Genomic DNA, 16,688 nt, shown 5'->3' with positions numbered 1-16,688 from the left:
ATTCGTTTCAAAATGAATCTAATGTCATCATTGCCTCTAAGATGAATCATAAGAAAATTAGGAAGTAACTTATAATAATCAGTAAGGTGCTCATGAGTGTTCCTAATAGATAATACTCTGCAAATTGTGGATTTTCTGAAATTTTATTGTATCTCGCAATAGATTTGGCTGTTAGAACAAATCCAATAGCAGTAAATTGGTTCACATACAGCATTAGCAAGATAAATAAACGCTCCAGAATGCCAATCAAGGCTCCGGCATTTGGCACACCTTCATCCAATTGTTCTTCATTCATTGGACGATAGCGATTCAATACTTTTTTTATAACGATGCTGCATGGCTGGACCAGTACTAGCAGAATCAGTATCCAAGATAAAAGATGCTCCATATCCAAGTCAAACATATTTATTAAGAATTCTAATCCTGTAACATAGTCTATTTCTATCGAATGTATCTTGATATAGCCAGCTGCTAGAAGTAAGACAAGAATATGTAATCCTTGATCTGCTAGAAAAATCGTAGCATTTTTATCTTTTTTAATAGAAACATATTTTGTAAGTAAGAATTTTAGACCGTCAATCACGAAGTGCAGGACTGAGACGACTATAGCCACACTAAATAAGGACCAATTAAAAACAGCTAACGTTACTCCCACCATAGCAACCAAATAGAGAAGACAATGGAGTCGTAATTTCTTAACAGATGTTTCTTTTGCTTTCGCTAATGAGGAAGATTGAAAATAAAAGTCACCTAAGACATGCCCAATAAACAGTAACAACCATACTTCTTTATCCACTTAATCACCCTCCTTAAAATTCAGAGCTAAAAAGTCACTAGCATTTAGTAATGCCGTTTTATAAGTATAGTACTTCGCTATATTTAAGGCTTTATTCACGCTCGATTGCCCAATTCCCAAATTTTCTGCTGTTTTATACTGGTTTTCTCCATGGGTGAAATAAACATAAATGATTTCTTTTTGTCGATCAGACCACTTGGACTTCAAGGCTGTTGCCAAAGACAAAATAGTATTCAATAGCTGATCTGTTTGCTGATCGCCTTCTCCGGAAAGAATCATCGTATTGGTCTCACTTTGTGTATATTTTTTCTCGTTTTCCTCAATGGTTTCAATCATTTTTCTTGCACGGTGGTAGGCAGCACCATCCATTTCCATCGAATTATCTCGCTGAATATCCGTACTGATAGCACCTAAGCCAATACCAAACCGGAAGGAGACGGGAGCCATAGCCAATTCGATTTCAAAAATAATGGTTAAAATCACTTGCTTGTTTTTTAGCAACCCTTGGAAACTGTCTCCTAAAGTGATCATGAATTCAGAAGCGATATCCTCTGCATATTTTTCATTTATTTTTTGTAAAACGGAACGAAATTTCTCCTGTACTTTTTTCCTGTCAGAAATTTTACGAGAATCTTTGATATCCCCTATAATGGCTGCATACAGAATTTCTTCCTGTTTCTTTGTCATTTTCCCACTCCTTTAAAAAATGATTCGCTATATAGTGAATCATAGCATATAATTCACTATATAGCGAATCATAGCATATGTTCCGATTCTAGATTATTCTTTCCCCCAAAAAAGAAGTTCCTCATGTTATAATCGAATTAGTTCTACTATAATTTTAACTAAGGTGATTCAAACATGCTATCTAAAAAAAGAGCTCGGGATATTCTCGAACAAATCATTGCATTATATCCTGATGCGAAAACGATATTAAAATATACAAATAACTTTGAATTAATGATCGCGGTCATGCTCAGCGCTCAGACTACAGACCTTGCTGTAAACAAGGTTACAGGTGCTCTGTTCGAACGCTTCCCGAATCCGGAAGCATTTGCTGCGTCTTCACCAGAGGAGATCGAACCTTATATCCGGTCCATCGGCTTATACCGTAACAAAGCCAAACATATCTATCAATGTAGTAATCAACTGATTGCAAATTTTAATGGAGAAGTTCCAAACAACCGGAAAGATTTGGAGTCATTAGCTGGCGTTGGACGTAAGACTGCCAATGTGATACTAAGCGTTGGATTTGATATCCCGGCATTCCCAGTGGATACTCATGTATCACGAGTATGTAAACATCATGACATTGTACCTCAAAATGCAACACCACTTCAAATTGAAAAAATTGTCACAGATATTCTTCCAAAAGAACTTTGGAATCAAGCACATCATGCCCTTATTTTCTTTGGTCGAAATATTTGCTCCCCGAGAAATCCAAAATGCGATGAGTATATCCATTAAAAATATAGAAAGCCAGAACATCAACCGTAAATTGATGTTCTGGCTTCCGATCATTTATTTCGTCAATAGTACTCTCCTGTAAAACAATTACTCAATCTGCTCTTCTGCTGCTCTTTCATCCAATTCTTTAAAGAGGTTTTCGCTATCATAAATGCTCATTTTCTCTCTCACATCTTTCGGAAACATTCTTTTTACGTCCTTATTATAAAAGATACCTTCTCTAGGTGCTTTATGTCCTTTTATTACCAAGGCTTCTTCTTTTATAACTTTTAGCAACAGAGGCATGCTTACTCCTGAAGTGGATTCTAGCGGCTGATCTTCATCTTTTCTGAAGTACTCTTGGCTTGCAATCCAAAGATAGAGCTCTCCCTTTTCATCGTTTTTTCCTAACAACTCAAAAGCACTATTCATCTCACCGCCCATTCCAGGATTGTTTAATGTATTGATATATTCTTCGATTTCTTTTTCATCTGAACGTGATAACTCTAATTTGTTTGGCTCATTTTTTGTATATCGGAAACCCGAAAAAAGGAGTATCAGTAATAAAACCACTACCGTTTTTTTCATGAAGATGCCCTCCTATCGTGTGCTATAATTGAAGTACTATAACCCTAATTGTAATATATTGGAAGGGTAACCAATAGGCTTAATTATTCAGAAAAAAAGTTATTGCTGCTTCACATGACCCTAATATTATTGAATTAGCAGAACAACGAATCGATCTTGATAAAACAACTTCCTAATTTTTCTGGGAAGTTGTTTTTAAAGTAGAGCCATCTGTTCCAAGGAGGTGAGAACTGTTTATCAAGGCAAATGGAGAATTTAACTATTCAGTCTGAGGCCCCCATATCAAGAATCATAGAGCCGATATTTCCAGGTCCCCATCCTCATTTAACAAAGAATCGTCTTAAGTTCATTGCTTCATAAATACTTAATTTTTATATGGTATAGTGAGAATAAAAGGAGATGTTGGCATGAAAAAGTTAGAAGTTTTAAATATTGCATCTATTTTACTGCTGTCATTTAGTTTCTTCAAAATGATCAAAATTGATAACGATTCACGTCTGCCGGAAAACGTAAACAAAGATTACTATATGAATTCATTACCGTATATCTATGTGATAATCATTTGTATTCTACTACTTACTCTTGTCACATGTATAAGAATGATTAAAAGTAGAAGAAACTGAATAAAAACCAGCGTTTTATAACTGAATAAAACGCTGGTTTTGTTAAATTTGAGTTTTTTTAATGATTCTTATTTCGATTTACTCGCAATGACTTCAATCTCCACAAGTCCACCTGCAGGAATATCTTTAACCGCAAAGGCGCTTCTTGCTGGATAAGGTTCATTGAACTGTGTGGCATATACTTCGTTTACTTTCGCAAAATCATTAATATCACTTAATAATACAGTGACTTTCACAACATTATCCAACGTTAGCTTTTCCTCTGCCAAAACTGCACCAATATTTTTAAATGCTTGTTTTGTTTGAGCTTCCACGCCCTCTTCCAATGCGCCTTTTTCTTTATTCATTCCCAATTGTCCCGATAAAAATACGAGGTCTCCTGTAACAATTGCTTGTGAGTATGGACCTAATGCATCCGGTGCATCTTTTGCTTCTAATTTATACATCTTACAAAACTCCTCTTATAAATTTTTTATGCTTCACTTGAACGACTCTTTACTTGAACAGCCTTCTTCAATCCACGAGCAACCCCTTGAATCATTGGCATGGAACCTAAGTCGATGTTACCACCTGATACAATTAAACCAACTTTTGCTCCTTTTGGCAATGTATCATTATGTGCTAATAAGGCTGCTAATGAAGCAGCTCCTGCGCCTTCCACTAATGTTTTGTTCCGTTCCAGCATCCATAAAATAGCATCGGCAATCTCTTCTTCTGTCACGGTAACAATATCATCCACGTATTCCTTGACGACTGCATAGGTCTTTTCTCCTGGTTCTTTAACCGCAATCCCTTCTGCGATTGTATCAACCGTTTCTAGCCGTTTAATTTCTCCTGTTTTGAAAGCATGATGCATGGACGCAGCTTCTGCAGCTTCTACTCCAATCACTTTAATATCTGGTTTAATGGATTTAGCTGCCAGTGATACGCCACTGATTAAACCGCCGCCTCCAACAGGGCAAATAATGATATCTAGATCGGGCTCTTGTTCTAACATTTCTAAGGCGATTGTTCCTTGGCCAGCCATGATGTAATAATCATCGTATGGATGCACATAAGTAACATCATTCTCTTCATAGTATTTTTGAGCAGCGTCTCCTGCTTCTTGGTAACTATCTCCTACTAACACAACTTCAGCGCCATATCCCGTTGCAGCGTTAATTTTGGCTTCTGGAGTCGTTTTTGGCATAAAGATAGATGCTCGCACGCCCAAACGGTAAGCTGCCATTGCAACGCCTTGAGCATGGTTTCCAGCACTTGAACTGATTACTCCTCGATCCAACTCTTCTTGGGACAACATATGAATTTTATAGCTGGCGCCTCTTAGCTTGAACGATCCTGTCTTTTGTTGATTTTCCATCTTAAAGTACACGTGTCGATCGACTCGATCATCAGTCATAGATGAAGTAACCATCGGTGTGTTATGGGTGACATATTCTTTTTTTAGATAATCCCATGCATCTTGAACCATCTCTAATGTTAATTGATTTTCCATATGATGACTTCTCCTTTTTTTCAAAAATATTAGAAAAGCGAACAAGTCCGCCTTGGCCTATGAAAAAATAGGAAATTTGACCCTGAATTGTCAGGAGACTTCACGCTTCAGCGGGTTAGTCGAATGATATGCGTTAGCGAGCAGCGAAGCGCGCAATGGGGCAAATTTATCTTTTTTTCAGTAGGCCAGGACTTGGGAGCTAGACATTGATGGCTGAACTCCTAATATCCTACTCTATCATAAAACCTTACTTTATAAAAAAGACCTATTTAGATTCTGTACAAAATCTAAATAGGCCTTTTTAGCTGTTCACAAAATAAGCGAGCATACCCAATTAGATTTCAGCATCTACTTGGGCATAACAATGATTAGCACCTCATAGATACAAACTTTCGTTTTAACGTGTTTGTATCTAACGTTCAGACACAAACACTATCTAATTATGCTAATAATATTTACTGTTTGAGTTGTTGTTAAGAGTTGCTTTTTCATTTTAATTTCCTCACTTCTATTTTTTTCGATTAATAGTAATCCATGGTCGTTTCTCTTCCCAGCGAACGCTGACAGGAATCTTGTATGTCTCACTTAATCGATCATCCGTTAAAATTTTCTCTTTTTCTCCTTGTGCAACAATACTTCCGTCTTTCACAAGCAGTACATGTGTAATCGCTTCTGTTATTTCTTCAATATAATGGGTCACGTATACTAAATGACAATGGTTAACCGTAATAGCATCCATGATATCCAATACTTCTTCACGAGATAAAATGTCGAGTCCTGAACAGGGTTCGTCCATGATTAATAAATCTGGCTGATTCATCAAGGCTCTTCCAATCAATACCCGACGTTTTTCTCCCTGAGATAAATATCGGTAGGTCTTTTCTCTCAAGTACTCGATTCGCAAGTTCCTCAATATCTCATCCGCTCGCTCATGGTCTTCTGGTAAAATTTCCTGATTACTATAAACCCCAACAGAAGAAAATTTCCCGCTCAATACAATATTCTTAACCGGCTGCTTATTAAAAGTAGCACCAAATTTCTCTAATGAACTGCTCATAAAACCGATTCGTTCACGCATTTTTGGAATGCTTGCTTCTCCAAAGGTTGTATCAAGCACCTTGACATTACCAGAAGTTGGGAAATGGTAACCCGTCACAATATTTAGAATGGACGTTTTACCAGAACCGTTCAAACCAAGTACCGCCCAATGCTCGCCTTGATTCACTTCCCAATTGATGTTTTTGAGTATCTCTTGTCCTTGTCTGGTCCAAGATACTTGCTCTAACGAAATTAGTTTATCCATTTTGATTCCTTTCTTAGCTGTAGCTTCTGCCAAGTAAGAATTAATCTACTAATGAATCTCCAATAAATGGCATCAATCCGCGCAGCTCGTTACCAACTGCAGTAATTGGATGTTCCAACTCATTACGTTTGATTGCATTGAATTTAGGTCGTCCAGCTTGATTTTCTAGAATCCAATCTTTTGCAAATTCACCGGTTTGAATATCTTTCAATACCGCACGCATATTATCTTTTGTTTCGGATGTAATGATACGCGGAGCAGTTACATAGTCTCCCCATTCTGCTGTATCAGAAATAGAATAACGCATATTTTCTAATCCACCTTCATAAATCAAGTCTACGATTAGCTTCATTTCATGTAATACTTCAAAATACGCGCTTTCTGGTGCATAACCCGCTTCCGTCAACACTTCAAAACCAGCTTTGATCAGTCCAGATACTCCTCCACAAAGAACAGCTTGTTCACCGAATAGGTCCGTTTCTGTTTCTTCACGGAAAGTTGTTTCCAAAATACCTGCACGGCCTCCGCCAATGCCACCTGCATAAGCCATTCCGATTTCTTTCGCATTTCCACTAGCATCTTGGTATACCCCTACCAATGATGGAACTCCTGCTCCTTCTTCATAAGTACGGCGAACAAGATGTCCAGGTCCTTTTGGAGCAACTAAGAATACATCAACATCTGCTGGAGGAACAATTTGTCCATAATGGATGTTGAACCCATGAGCAAACACAAGTGCATTTCCAGCTTCTAAATTATCTCTGATTTCTGCTTCGTAAACTGCTTTTTGATTTTCATCAGGTAGCAAGATCATTACTAAATCTGCTTCTTTTGTAGCTTCAGCAACTGATTTTACATCAAATCCATCTTCTTTCGCACGATCGAATGACTTTCCTGCGCGAAGGCCCACTACCACTTTATGACCACTGTCTCGTAGGTTTTGTGCGTGAGCATGACCTTGAGATCCATAGCCGATGATTGCAACGGTCTTTCCTTCTAGTAGTGATTGATTAACATCTTTGTCGTAAAATACTTTTGCCATAATGTATATTCCCCTTTTCCTATTGTCTATATGTTTAATATATCTTGCTAACAGTTATTTATTTTTCCCACGCGGGAAGGCAGTGATGCCTGTTCTTGCTAATTCTTTAATTCCATAACTCGATAAGAGATCAATAATTGCATCTACTTTATCGGTCTTACCTGTTACTTCTATGGTAAGAGAATCTTTGGCAACATCGAGTACACGTGCGCGGAATGGATTAATCACTCCGTATATTTCGTGTCTGGTTGTAGGTGTTGTCGTGACTTTTATAAGAGCCAGTTCCCGAGCAACAATCTGCTGATCAGTAATGTCCATTACTTTAATAACATCAATCTGTTTATTCAATTGTTTGATTACCTGTTCAGATTGGCTGGGAGAGGTGATGTTCACTTCAAAGGTCATCTTTGAGATACCCGCTGTTTCTGTCCCACCAACGGTAATACTATTAATATTGAATCCTCGCTTAGAGAGGAGTCCGGTCACCCGATTCAAAACACCACTAGAATCCTTAACGGTTGCGGTTATTATTCTTCGCATGGAGGTTTCACTCCTATCATTTCATCGTTTCCTTTTCCTGCAGGTACCATTGGAAATACTTTTTCTTTATGTGTTACACGGGCATCGATCAGCACAGGACCATCGAAGTCAAAAGCTTCCTTCAAAATTTCTTTTACTTTTGATTCATCAGACACTCGAAGACCTTTTACACCGTAGCTTTCTGCTAATTTTACAAAATCTGGGTTTCTTCCTTCTGTTAGCAGAGATTCGGAGTACCGTTCTTCATAGATAATCTCTTGCCACTGGCGAACCATACCGAGTGATTCGTTATTGATTACTACGATTTTTACAGGTAAGTTGTAATCTTTGATGGTTGCCAGCTCTTGACTGGTCATTTGGATACCACCATCGCCGAGGATAGCCACGACTGTTTCGTTTGGCCGACCAATCTGAGCTCCCAATGCAGCAGGAAGTCCAAATCCCATCGTACCTAACCCTCCGGATGTAACAAAATTATGCGGTTGATCGTATTTATAAAATTGACCGGCCCACATTTGATGCTGTCCTACATCCGTTACAACAACGGCTTCTCCCTTGGTTGCGTAATAAATTTCTTCAATCAACCATTGTGGAGACACGGAGTCTTCTTTGCGTTGGTACCAGAATGGGAAATTATTCTTATTCGATTGGGTCAATTCAACCCATTCACTGATATCCGTTTGTTCCATTTCACCATCCAAAAGTTTCAAAAGAGCTTCTTTTGCATCGGAAACAATCGGGTACTTGGTTTCAATATTCTTGCCAATTTCTGCTGAATCTACGTCAATGTGAGCAATCACAGCATTTGGAGCAAACTTCGCTAGGTTGCCAGTAAGACGGTCATCAAAACGTGAGCCGATATTAATTAAAAAGTCACAAGCTTGAATCGCTTTATTCGCTGCATAGCTGCCGTGCATGCCGCCCATCCCTAAAGCTTGTTTATGTGTTTCAGGAAATGCGCCTAATCCTTGCAAAGTTGTTACAACTGGTAGCTGATACTTCTCTGCAAAAGCAATCAATTCTTTACTTGCATCCGCAAACTTTACTCCTGCTCCAGCAAGCAACAACGGTCGTTTGGAAATTTGTAATTCCTTTAGCAACCTTTGAATTTGCAACTGGTTTGGATAAATAGTTGGTTGATAGCCAGGTAAATAAAAATCTGTTTCAAAGCTATCTTTTTCAAGAAATTCTTCTGCAATGTTTTTTGGTAAATCGATTACTACAGGTCCTTTTCGGCCTGTTGTTGCAATATGGAAAGCTTCCTTAATAATTCTTGGCAAGTCATTTACGTCCTGCACTTGATAATTATGCTTTGTAATTGGAGTAGTCAATCCAATAATATCTGCTTCTTGGAAAGCATCTGATCCAATAAAAGCTGAGGATACCTGTCCTGTAAAAACAACAATGGGTAGTGAGTCAATCATTGCATCCGCAATCCCGGTAATTAAATTCGTTCCTCCTGGACCAGATGTTGCAATAACCACTCCGGGTTTCCCTGTCACACGTGCGTATCCTTCTGCTCCATGAATCAAACCTTGTTCGTGACGGCACATAATATGCTTGAAGTTTGGTTTTGCACGGTACAAAGCATCGTAGATTGGTAATACGGCTCCACCCGGGTATCCAAAAACGACTTCTACATCCGCTTCAATAAGTGATTGGACAAATAAATCTGCTCCATTTCGCTGTCGTTCTATTTTGGGCATTTCTTCTGTACTCATGTTCCAGCCTCCTTGTTTCACATCTTTGGTTATTACTTTTTAATCATTTATTCATTTTATTTTAATGATTGTATTATAACTTTAAATACTATCATTTCAAGTGTTTTCTGAAAAAGTTCTGAAAACTTAGTAAATCAATATAGAAAAAAGCCTAATTAGATTCATTATAAAATCTAATTAGGCCTTTAAAAATGTTCACTTAGAAAAGGAAGCTCACCTGATTAGATTTTATCATCTATACAGGCGTCAAAAACTAATTAGCACCTCATAGATACAAACTTTCGTTCCACGTGTTTGTATCTAAAATGAGTAGATACAAACACTATCTAATGACGCTAATTAATAAATTTTGAGTTGGCATATTAAATTTCTGCATGAAAACCGCTCCCTTAATCTAATTTTCTTCTAATGTGAATATAATGATAATGCAATTGTTCCCAAGTGTCAATGTATTTTTGCTTATTTATTTAAAAAAGTCACTCTATGGGTTATTGTTCATCTTTTTTCCAGAAATCTGTGATCGCGCCTTTCGAAGAGCTCGATACAATATGAGCGTATTTTCCAAGGACTCCTCGCGTATGCAGGGGCGGAATAACAACTTTCTCGCGACGGTTTGTTAGTTCTTCATCTGATACGTTCATCGTAAGTTCTTTTGTATCTTGGTCGATGACAACTGTATCTCCTGTTTCTAATAAGGAGATTGGTCCTCCGACTTGTGCTTCTGGAGCAATATGTCCTACAACAAGACCGTAAGTACCGCCTGAGAAACGACCATCTGTAATCAATGCGACGGTTTCGCCTTGTCCTTTTCCTACAATCATACTGGATAGGGACAACATTTCTGGCATCCCGGGGCCGCCTTTTGGACCTACGTACCGTACAACAACGACATCTCCATCTACAATCTCATCTGCTAATACAGCATTGATTGCTTCTTCTTCTGTATTGAACACTTTTGCAGGTCCTTCGTGACGACGAACTTTTACTCCTGATACTTTTGCTACTGCACCCTCTGGAGCTAAGTTACCATGAAGAACGATTAATGGGCCATCTTTCCGTTTTGGATTTTCCAATGGCATAATAACTTGTTGCCCTTCTTTCAATGAAGCTACTTCCGCTAAGTTTTCTGCAATTGTTTTTCCAGTAACAGTTAAACAATCTCCATGGATATAACCATTTTCATAGAGATACTTCATTACTGCCGGTACACCACCGACCTCATACAAATCTTGAAAAACATATTGTCCACTTGGCTTTAAGTCGGCCAAATGCGGTACTTTCTTCTGGAAATCATTAAAATCATCCAACGTTAGTTCGACGTTCGCTGCATGAGCCATTGCCATTAAATGCAGGATGGCATTAGTAGAACCACCCAAAGCCATTACAACCGTGATAGCATTTTCAAATGCTTTTCGGGTCATGATGTCTTTTGGATAAATTCCCTTTTCCAATAAGTTTAAAACAGCTTCTCCTGCTTCTTCCACATCACGTAATTTCGCTTCTGTAGTTGCCGGGTGTGAAGAAGAGCCTGGTAAGCTCATTCCCATCGCTTCGATTGCCGAAGCCATTGTATTAGCGGTATACATACCGCCACAGCCCCCTGGACCCGGGCAAGCGTTGCATTCAATTCTACGTACTTCTTCTTCTGACATATCATTGTGATTCCATTTTCCAATTGCCTCAAAAACGGAAACGAGATCAATATCTTTTCCATCCAATTTTCCAGGTGCGATGGTTCCACCGTATACGAAAATAGAAGGGATTTCTGTATTCGCAATAGCAATCATACATCCCGGCATGTTTTTGTCACAACCGCCAATTGCAACAAAAGCATCACAATTGTGTCCTCCCACTGCCGCTTCTACTGAATCAGCGATAATATCACGAGAAGGCAGTGAATAACGCATGCCAGGTGTACCCATTGCAATTCCATCTGCAACAGTAATCGTGCCAAATTGAACAGGCCAGCCTCCTGCAGTAGTAATTCCTTTCTTCGCAATTTTCCCTAGATCATGTAAGTGGATATTACAAGGAGTATTTTCCGCCCAAGTGCTAATAACTCCTACAATCGGTTGTCTAAACTCCTCGTCTCCCATTCCGGTTGCTCGTAACATAGCGCGGTTTGGTGATTTAACCATGCTGTCGTAAACATTACTTCTAATTCTGATATCTTTCTTTGGTTGATCATTAGTCACTTCGAAACGCTCCTTTCAAAACGGCATTCATTATTTTAGTAGTATTTTCATGCTATTTTAATTACATTCTAACAGAAATATAAAATTCTTCCAGAGAGAACATGAAAAAAAGATTAAATAATTTACTTGCCAAAATAGGCTTTTCATGAAAAAATGAACAAAGCATATATTTTCAACGTTGAAAGGAATCGATAGAATGCAAGATAATATCAAAATAAATGACCAAGCAGCGCCTATCAGTGACCAAATAATCGAAAAACTTCAAACCATCTATGATCCTGAAATCGGGTTGGATATTTATAATCTTGGTTTAATTTATGAAATTAATCTAGATGAGGAAGGTCACTGTGAGATTGTTACTACCTTTACTGGCATTGGATGCGAATGTATTGAAACCGTGCCAGGCGAAATCAAGCAAGCATTAATGAATATTGAAGAAATTAAACAGGTATCGGTTAAAATTGTATGGACTCCTGCATGGAAAATGACTCGCATTAGTCGCTTTGGAAGAATTTCACTTGGTATTAACCCAAGGTAAAAAAAGAAGTCAGTACCATCACTTTTGATGGACTGACTTTTTTTGTTTTAGAGTTATTTTCCGGTCATTGGCTAAAATTAACACAGCCACCAGCACAATAATAATTCCTGTTATTTCAAAAATACCAAATTGTTGTTGAAAAACAAAGATCGATAACACTGCCGCTAAAAGTGGCTCTAAAGCAGTCATAATACTTGCTAGAGAAGCTTCAATATAATGGAGACTTGCTAAGTAAGAAATAAAAGCCAAAGCAGTCCCAAAAACAATAATGATTCCTAATAAAAAAATACTGTTTTTAGTCATTGCAAAACCTGGTATCCAAAATGGATGAATGAATTGGAAGAAAATCCCTCCAATCAGCATTCCCCAGCCTACGATCAAAGGAGAGCCGTATTTAGCTAATAAACGCCTTGGTTGGATACTATAAAACGCAACAGCAAGTGCAGACCCAATCCCTAATGAAAAACCAAAAAGAGAAACGTTCATTTGAGTAAAGTTTCCATTGCTAACAATAAGTAACACACCGAAAAAAGTTAAAAAGACTAGCGATAACTCTATAAAGTTAAGTTGCTTCTCTTTTTTAAATAATAAGTAGAAGTAAACAAAAATTGGCGCAGTAAATTGTAAAATTGTCGCTAACGATGCGCTACTTCCTTCAATTGCTTTAAAAAACAAGTACTGTACGCCTACCATTCCAAAAATAGAAAAAAGCAACAAGCTAACAAAATCCTTCCTGTTCCTTAAGATTGAAAAGATAGCTTCTCTCTTAATAACACCATTGTAGAATAACAATAACATTCCAGAAAAAAGTAATCGGATACTAACCAACCATTCGGAGGATGCTTGATACTGGTTGAATAGTATTTGGGCAAGTATGCCTGACACTCCCCACATACTTCCTCCGAAGGCCGCTAGTAAAATCCCTATTAATTTTTTATCCATATGCTTATTCTCACCTACCTTAAAACGGCGAATCGAGAATTCTACTTAAAAATTCTTTTGTACGTGCTTCTTTTGGATTGTTAAATATTTCTTCAGGCGTTCCTTCTTCTGCGATTACCCCTTGATCCATAAATACAACTTGATCGGCTACTTCACGAGCGAATTGCATCTCATGCGTAACTACAACCATGGTTAATCCCTTGTCTGCTAATTGTTTCATTACACGCAGTACCTCACCAACCGTTTGCGGGTCAAGCGCTGAAGTTGGTTCGTCAAACAGTAATAAATCCGGCTCCATCGCCAAAGCGCGGGCAATCGCTACACGTTGCTTCTGACCGCCTGACAGCTGGCTTGGACGAGCATGAATAAATTGCGCCATTCCTACTTCCTCTAAGAAGCGAAGAGCTCTTTTTTCGGCTTCTTCTTTGCTTGCTTTCAAGACAGTCACTTGTCCTGTTACACAGTTTTCGAGTACGTTTAAATTATTAAATAAGTTGAAATGTTGAAAAACCATTCCAACCTTGGAACGATATTTAAACAAATTCAAAGATTCTGATAAAATGCTTTCGTTACGATAGAGAACATCACCGGTTGTCGGCTTTTCTAATAAATTTAGGCAACGCAGTAAGGTAGATTTACCTGAACCAGACGCACCAATTAAACAAATAACTTTACCTTCTTCTACTTCAAAGTTGATATTTTTTAGAACTTCGCGCTCACCGAATTTTTTACTTAATCCTTCAACTTTCATTACAGAAGTCATTTTTGCACCTCTTTATCTAATGTAACAATTTGATTTTGATTTCCGCCAACAAGATCGTAGTGTTGCGGGCCGTCAAGCTTCTTCTCTACAAATCGAAGGATTCTCGTTACAGAAAAAGTCATAATTAAATAGAGAATACAAGCAACTGTAAATGGACCAAAATAATCAAAATTTATACCGGAAACTGTTTTTGTCTGGAAGAACAATTCTGTCACAGAAATCACATTTAACACGGAAGTGTCTTTAATGTTAATGACAAATTCGTTCCCCGTAGCAGGAAGGATATTTCTCCAAACTTGAGGCATGATGACAATACGCATCGTTTGCCAATGAGACATTCCGATTGCTTCAGCACCTTCATATTGTCCTTCGTCAATGGATAAAATTCCACCACGAACAATCTCAGTGATATAAGCACCCGTATTAATCGAAACAATAAAGATTGCAGCGAAAATACGATTCATATCCCAGCCAAATGCAATAGCAGATCCATAATAAATTACCATGGCCTGAACAATCATAGGTGTTCCTCGGAAAAATTCGATATAACAAGTTGTTACGAAATGAAGTGTTTTTAAAGCATAGCGTTTAAAACTTCTTTTATCGGGTTGTGGAATCGTACGAACGACTCCCAGAATCAACCCAATTAATAGTCCAATAATCGTTCCAATCATCGAAATATATAGTGTCACCCACGCACCATTCAAAAATAAAGGCGCATTTGCTTGAAAGATATTCCATAAATTACTCAATTGATTTTTCAGCTCCTACTTTTATTGTGCTGCTGGTTGGTTTAGAATTGCAGCATCCATCAGCTCTTGTCTTTCTTCTTCAGAAATTTCACTTAAAATTTGATTCAATTCATCCAATTTTGGTTCATCTTTACGAACACCAATTGCAATCGTTGTGTCTTCTGGACTTGTCTCAAAACCATCTTCAAATTCGACGAAAGAAAAATCAGCATTTGCATTGGATGCACTTACCGCTTCCGGATACTCAGAAACATAACCATCAATCACACCCGATTGTAGAGCCACGCGCATAGCAGAGAAGTTATCCATTGCGGTCTGTTTCTCTACTCCATCAATTTGATCAATTACTCCATAGTGGAATGTGTTTAATTGAGCAGTAATTTTCGCGCCAGAAAAATCAGCCAGTTTCGTTGCATTTTCATATTCACTGCCAGAAGCAACAACCATAACCAATCGAGATTCTAAGTAAGGATCACTGAAATCAATGGTTTGTTTTCTTTCTTCAGTGGGAGACATCCCTGCAATGATTGCATCGATTTTATTCGCTTGCAATGCAGGAACCAGGCCGTCCCACTCTGTCTTAACAATTACTAATTCTTGTCCTAGGTCTTCCGCAATTTTTTTAGCAATTTCAACATCATAACCGCCAGCGTATTCATTTGTTCCGTCAATAGGAACACCGCCATTGCTGTCATCCAGTTGTGTCCAGTTATAGGGTGCGTAAGCAGCCTCTAATCCAACAACAAACTGACCATCATCTGCTGTTTGGTCTGATTCTCCACTGGAATTGTTAGAAGCACATCCACCTAAAATCGCGAATGTTCCGAGCAATAATGCTGCATAACCATATCTCTTTTTCATTTTTACGAACTCCCTTTTCTGTATGTAAGAACACAAAAAAACCGTGAGCAAAAGGCCCACGATTGGTATCGTCCTTTTGCCCCAATATGAACAGCTCTTCAAAAGATAAAATGGGCATTTTATCTCGACAGTCCTATACTTGTTCAGCATAGACCCAGCACCTCTAACAGTACTTCGGCGAATTCCCCTTTCGTTTCCTACTAATGGTTTTCGCGTCCTCTAATTCATATTGTTTTTGATATTCTTCTTGAGTAACTATAAAACATTGATGAAGCGATGTCAACCTGTGAATTACTTATTTTACACATTATTGGTCAAAAAGATGTTAATCCGTTACAATTGGATTAATGATACACGAAGGAGGAAATGTAAATGATACCGAAGATTATTCATTACTGTTGGTTTGGCGGTAACCCTATCGGAGAAAGAGAACAGAAAGTAATGGAAAGCTGGAAAGAGTATTGTCCTGATTATGAGATAATGGAATGGAATGAAGATAATTTCGATGTCGAAAATATGGGGAACTATGTAAAAGAAGCCTATGAAGAAGAAAAATGGGCTTTTGTATCCGATGTGGCTCGTCTTTATGCATTAATACAATATGGTGGCATTTACATGGATACTGATATGGAAGTTATTAAGCCACTTGATCAATTACTAAAATTGGATGCCTTTATGGGATTTGAAGTTGAAACAACCATTTCCACTGCCATTATTGCAGCCAAACCAAAGCATCCAACTTTCCAATTACTTTATGATGATTATGAAGATCGTCATTTCAAAAATGAAGATGGAACGCTTGATGAAAAAACAAATGTAATCCGTATCACAGAAATATTTGAAGAACATGGTCTTGAATTAAATAACGAAAAACAAGAAGTTATGGGCGTTACAATCTTCCCTCGAATCTATTTCTCTCCAAAGAGCTATTGGACACAAGAAATTAATGACGGTGAAGAAACGCATACAATTCATCAATATTCCGGTTCTTGGCTCTAAAAAAATTCTCAATGTAAAACATACTAAGATTAGATAGGCGCCTCGACGGAGGTTTCTGCCTACTAATCTTAGTATGTTTTTGCT

Annotated in this window: 15 protein-coding genes, 1 pseudogene and 1 riboswitch; of the genes and pseudogenes, 3 read left to right on the top strand and 13 right to left on the bottom strand. The window is 38.0% G+C overall.

Going from position 1 to position 16,688, the window contains the following annotated elements; genetic code table 11:
• Positions 1-46 precede the first annotated feature (46 nt).
• Positions 47-796 (bottom strand): DUF3307 domain-containing protein, encoded by a 750-nt coding sequence (locus EJN90_RS12510; protein WP_126111754.1) that lies wholly within the window; start codon positions 794-796, stop codon positions 47-49.
• Positions 797-1,483, bottom strand: a complete 687-nt coding sequence (locus EJN90_RS12505; protein ID WP_126111752.1) for a SatD family protein — start codon at positions 1,481-1,483, stop codon at positions 797-799.
• Between the two features lie 174 nt (positions 1,484-1,657).
• Here EJN90_RS12505 and nth point away from each other — a divergent pair, with 174 nt between their 5' ends.
• A complete protein-coding gene (gene nth / locus EJN90_RS12500) occupies positions 1,658-2,263 on the top strand; it encodes an endonuclease III (RefSeq protein ID WP_126111750.1) in 606 nt (201 codons plus the stop codon).
• An 87-nt stretch (positions 2,264-2,350) separates the two neighbouring features.
• On the opposite strand, the gene EJN90_RS12495 is transcribed toward nth, so the two are convergent.
• The 8 genes from EJN90_RS12495 to ilvD form a co-directional block, all read right to left on the bottom strand.
• Positions 2,351-2,830 carry a hypothetical protein gene (locus EJN90_RS12495; RefSeq protein ID WP_126111748.1) on the bottom strand — a complete coding sequence of 160 codons (480 nt, stop codon included), beginning with the start codon at positions 2,828-2,830 and terminating at the stop codon, positions 2,351-2,353.
• Positions 2,831-3,521: 691 nt separating this feature from the next.
• A complete protein-coding gene (locus EJN90_RS12490) occupies positions 3,522-3,899 on the bottom strand; it encodes a RidA family protein (RefSeq protein ID WP_126111746.1) in 378 nt (125 codons plus the stop codon).
• Between the two features lie 26 nt (positions 3,900-3,925).
• Entirely contained in the window at positions 3,926-4,948 is a 1,023-nt protein-coding gene (ilvA, locus tag EJN90_RS12485; RefSeq protein WP_227872516.1) for a threonine ammonia-lyase, read from the bottom strand.
• A gap of 508 nt (positions 4,949-5,456) precedes the next feature.
• Positions 5,457-6,251, bottom strand: coding sequence for an ABC transporter ATP-binding protein (locus tag EJN90_RS12480; protein WP_126111744.1), 795 nt, complete (start codon positions 6,249-6,251; stop codon positions 5,457-5,459).
• 40 nt (positions 6,252-6,291) lie between these two features.
• Positions 6,292-7,293 carry a ketol-acid reductoisomerase gene (gene ilvC, locus EJN90_RS12475; RefSeq protein WP_126111742.1) on the bottom strand — a complete coding sequence of 334 codons (1,002 nt, stop codon included), beginning with the start codon at positions 7,291-7,293 and terminating at the stop codon, positions 6,292-6,294.
• A gap of 54 nt (positions 7,294-7,347) precedes the next feature.
• The gene (gene ilvN / locus EJN90_RS12470) at positions 7,348-7,833 is read right to left on the bottom strand and encodes an acetolactate synthase small subunit (protein WP_126111740.1); all 486 of its coding nucleotides are present in this window, start codon (positions 7,831-7,833) and stop codon (positions 7,348-7,350) included.
• Positions 7,821-9,554, bottom strand: a complete 1,734-nt coding sequence (gene ilvB, locus EJN90_RS12465; protein WP_126111738.1) for a biosynthetic-type acetolactate synthase large subunit — start codon at positions 9,552-9,554, stop codon at positions 7,821-7,823. The genes ilvN and ilvB overlap by 13 nt, the downstream gene beginning before the upstream one ends.
• Before the next feature lie 488 nt (positions 9,555-10,042).
• Complete coding sequence (ilvD, locus tag EJN90_RS12460) at positions 10,043-11,749, bottom strand: dihydroxy-acid dehydratase (RefSeq protein ID WP_126111736.1); 1,707 nt, start codon at positions 11,747-11,749, stop codon at positions 10,043-10,045.
• A 196-nt stretch (positions 11,750-11,945) separates the two neighbouring features.
• Between ilvD and EJN90_RS12455 the strand changes: the two genes are divergently transcribed.
• Entirely contained in the window at positions 11,946-12,287 is a 342-nt protein-coding gene (locus EJN90_RS12455; RefSeq protein ID WP_126111734.1) for a metal-sulfur cluster assembly factor, read from the top strand.
• 18 nt (positions 12,288-12,305) lie between these two features.
• Here EJN90_RS12455 and EJN90_RS12450 read toward each other — a convergent pair whose 3' ends face one another.
• The 3 genes and pseudogenes from EJN90_RS12450 to EJN90_RS14060 form a co-directional block, all read right to left on the bottom strand.
• Complete coding sequence (locus EJN90_RS12450) at positions 12,306-13,229, bottom strand: DMT family transporter (protein WP_126111732.1); 924 nt, start codon at positions 13,227-13,229, stop codon at positions 12,306-12,308.
• Between the two features lie 19 nt (positions 13,230-13,248).
• Entirely contained in the window at positions 13,249-13,992 is a 744-nt protein-coding gene (locus EJN90_RS12445) for an amino acid ABC transporter ATP-binding protein (RefSeq protein WP_126111730.1), read from the bottom strand.
• A pseudogene (locus EJN90_RS14060) lies at positions 13,989-15,605 on the bottom strand (ABC transporter permease subunit). Before EJN90_RS14060 ends, EJN90_RS12445 begins: the two are co-directional and overlap by 4 nt.
• Before the next feature lie 83 nt (positions 15,606-15,688).
• A riboswitch (Lysine riboswitch) is annotated at positions 15,689-15,835 on the bottom strand.
• Positions 15,836-15,977: 142 nt separating this feature from the next.
• On the opposite strand from EJN90_RS14060, the gene EJN90_RS12430 reads away from it, so the two are divergent.
• A complete protein-coding gene (locus tag EJN90_RS12430) occupies positions 15,978-16,604 on the top strand; it encodes a glycosyltransferase family 32 protein (protein WP_126111726.1) in 627 nt (208 codons plus the stop codon).
• The last annotated feature ends 84 nt before the right edge of the window (positions 16,605-16,688 follow it).

The organism is Jeotgalibaca ciconiae, assembly GCF_003955755.1.
GTDB classification, from domain to species: Bacteria; Bacillota; Bacilli; order Lactobacillales; family Aerococcaceae; genus Jeotgalibaca; species Jeotgalibaca ciconiae.
Note: the sequence above shows the minus strand (reverse complement) of the source record. Positions and strands in the feature narration are given on the sequence as shown.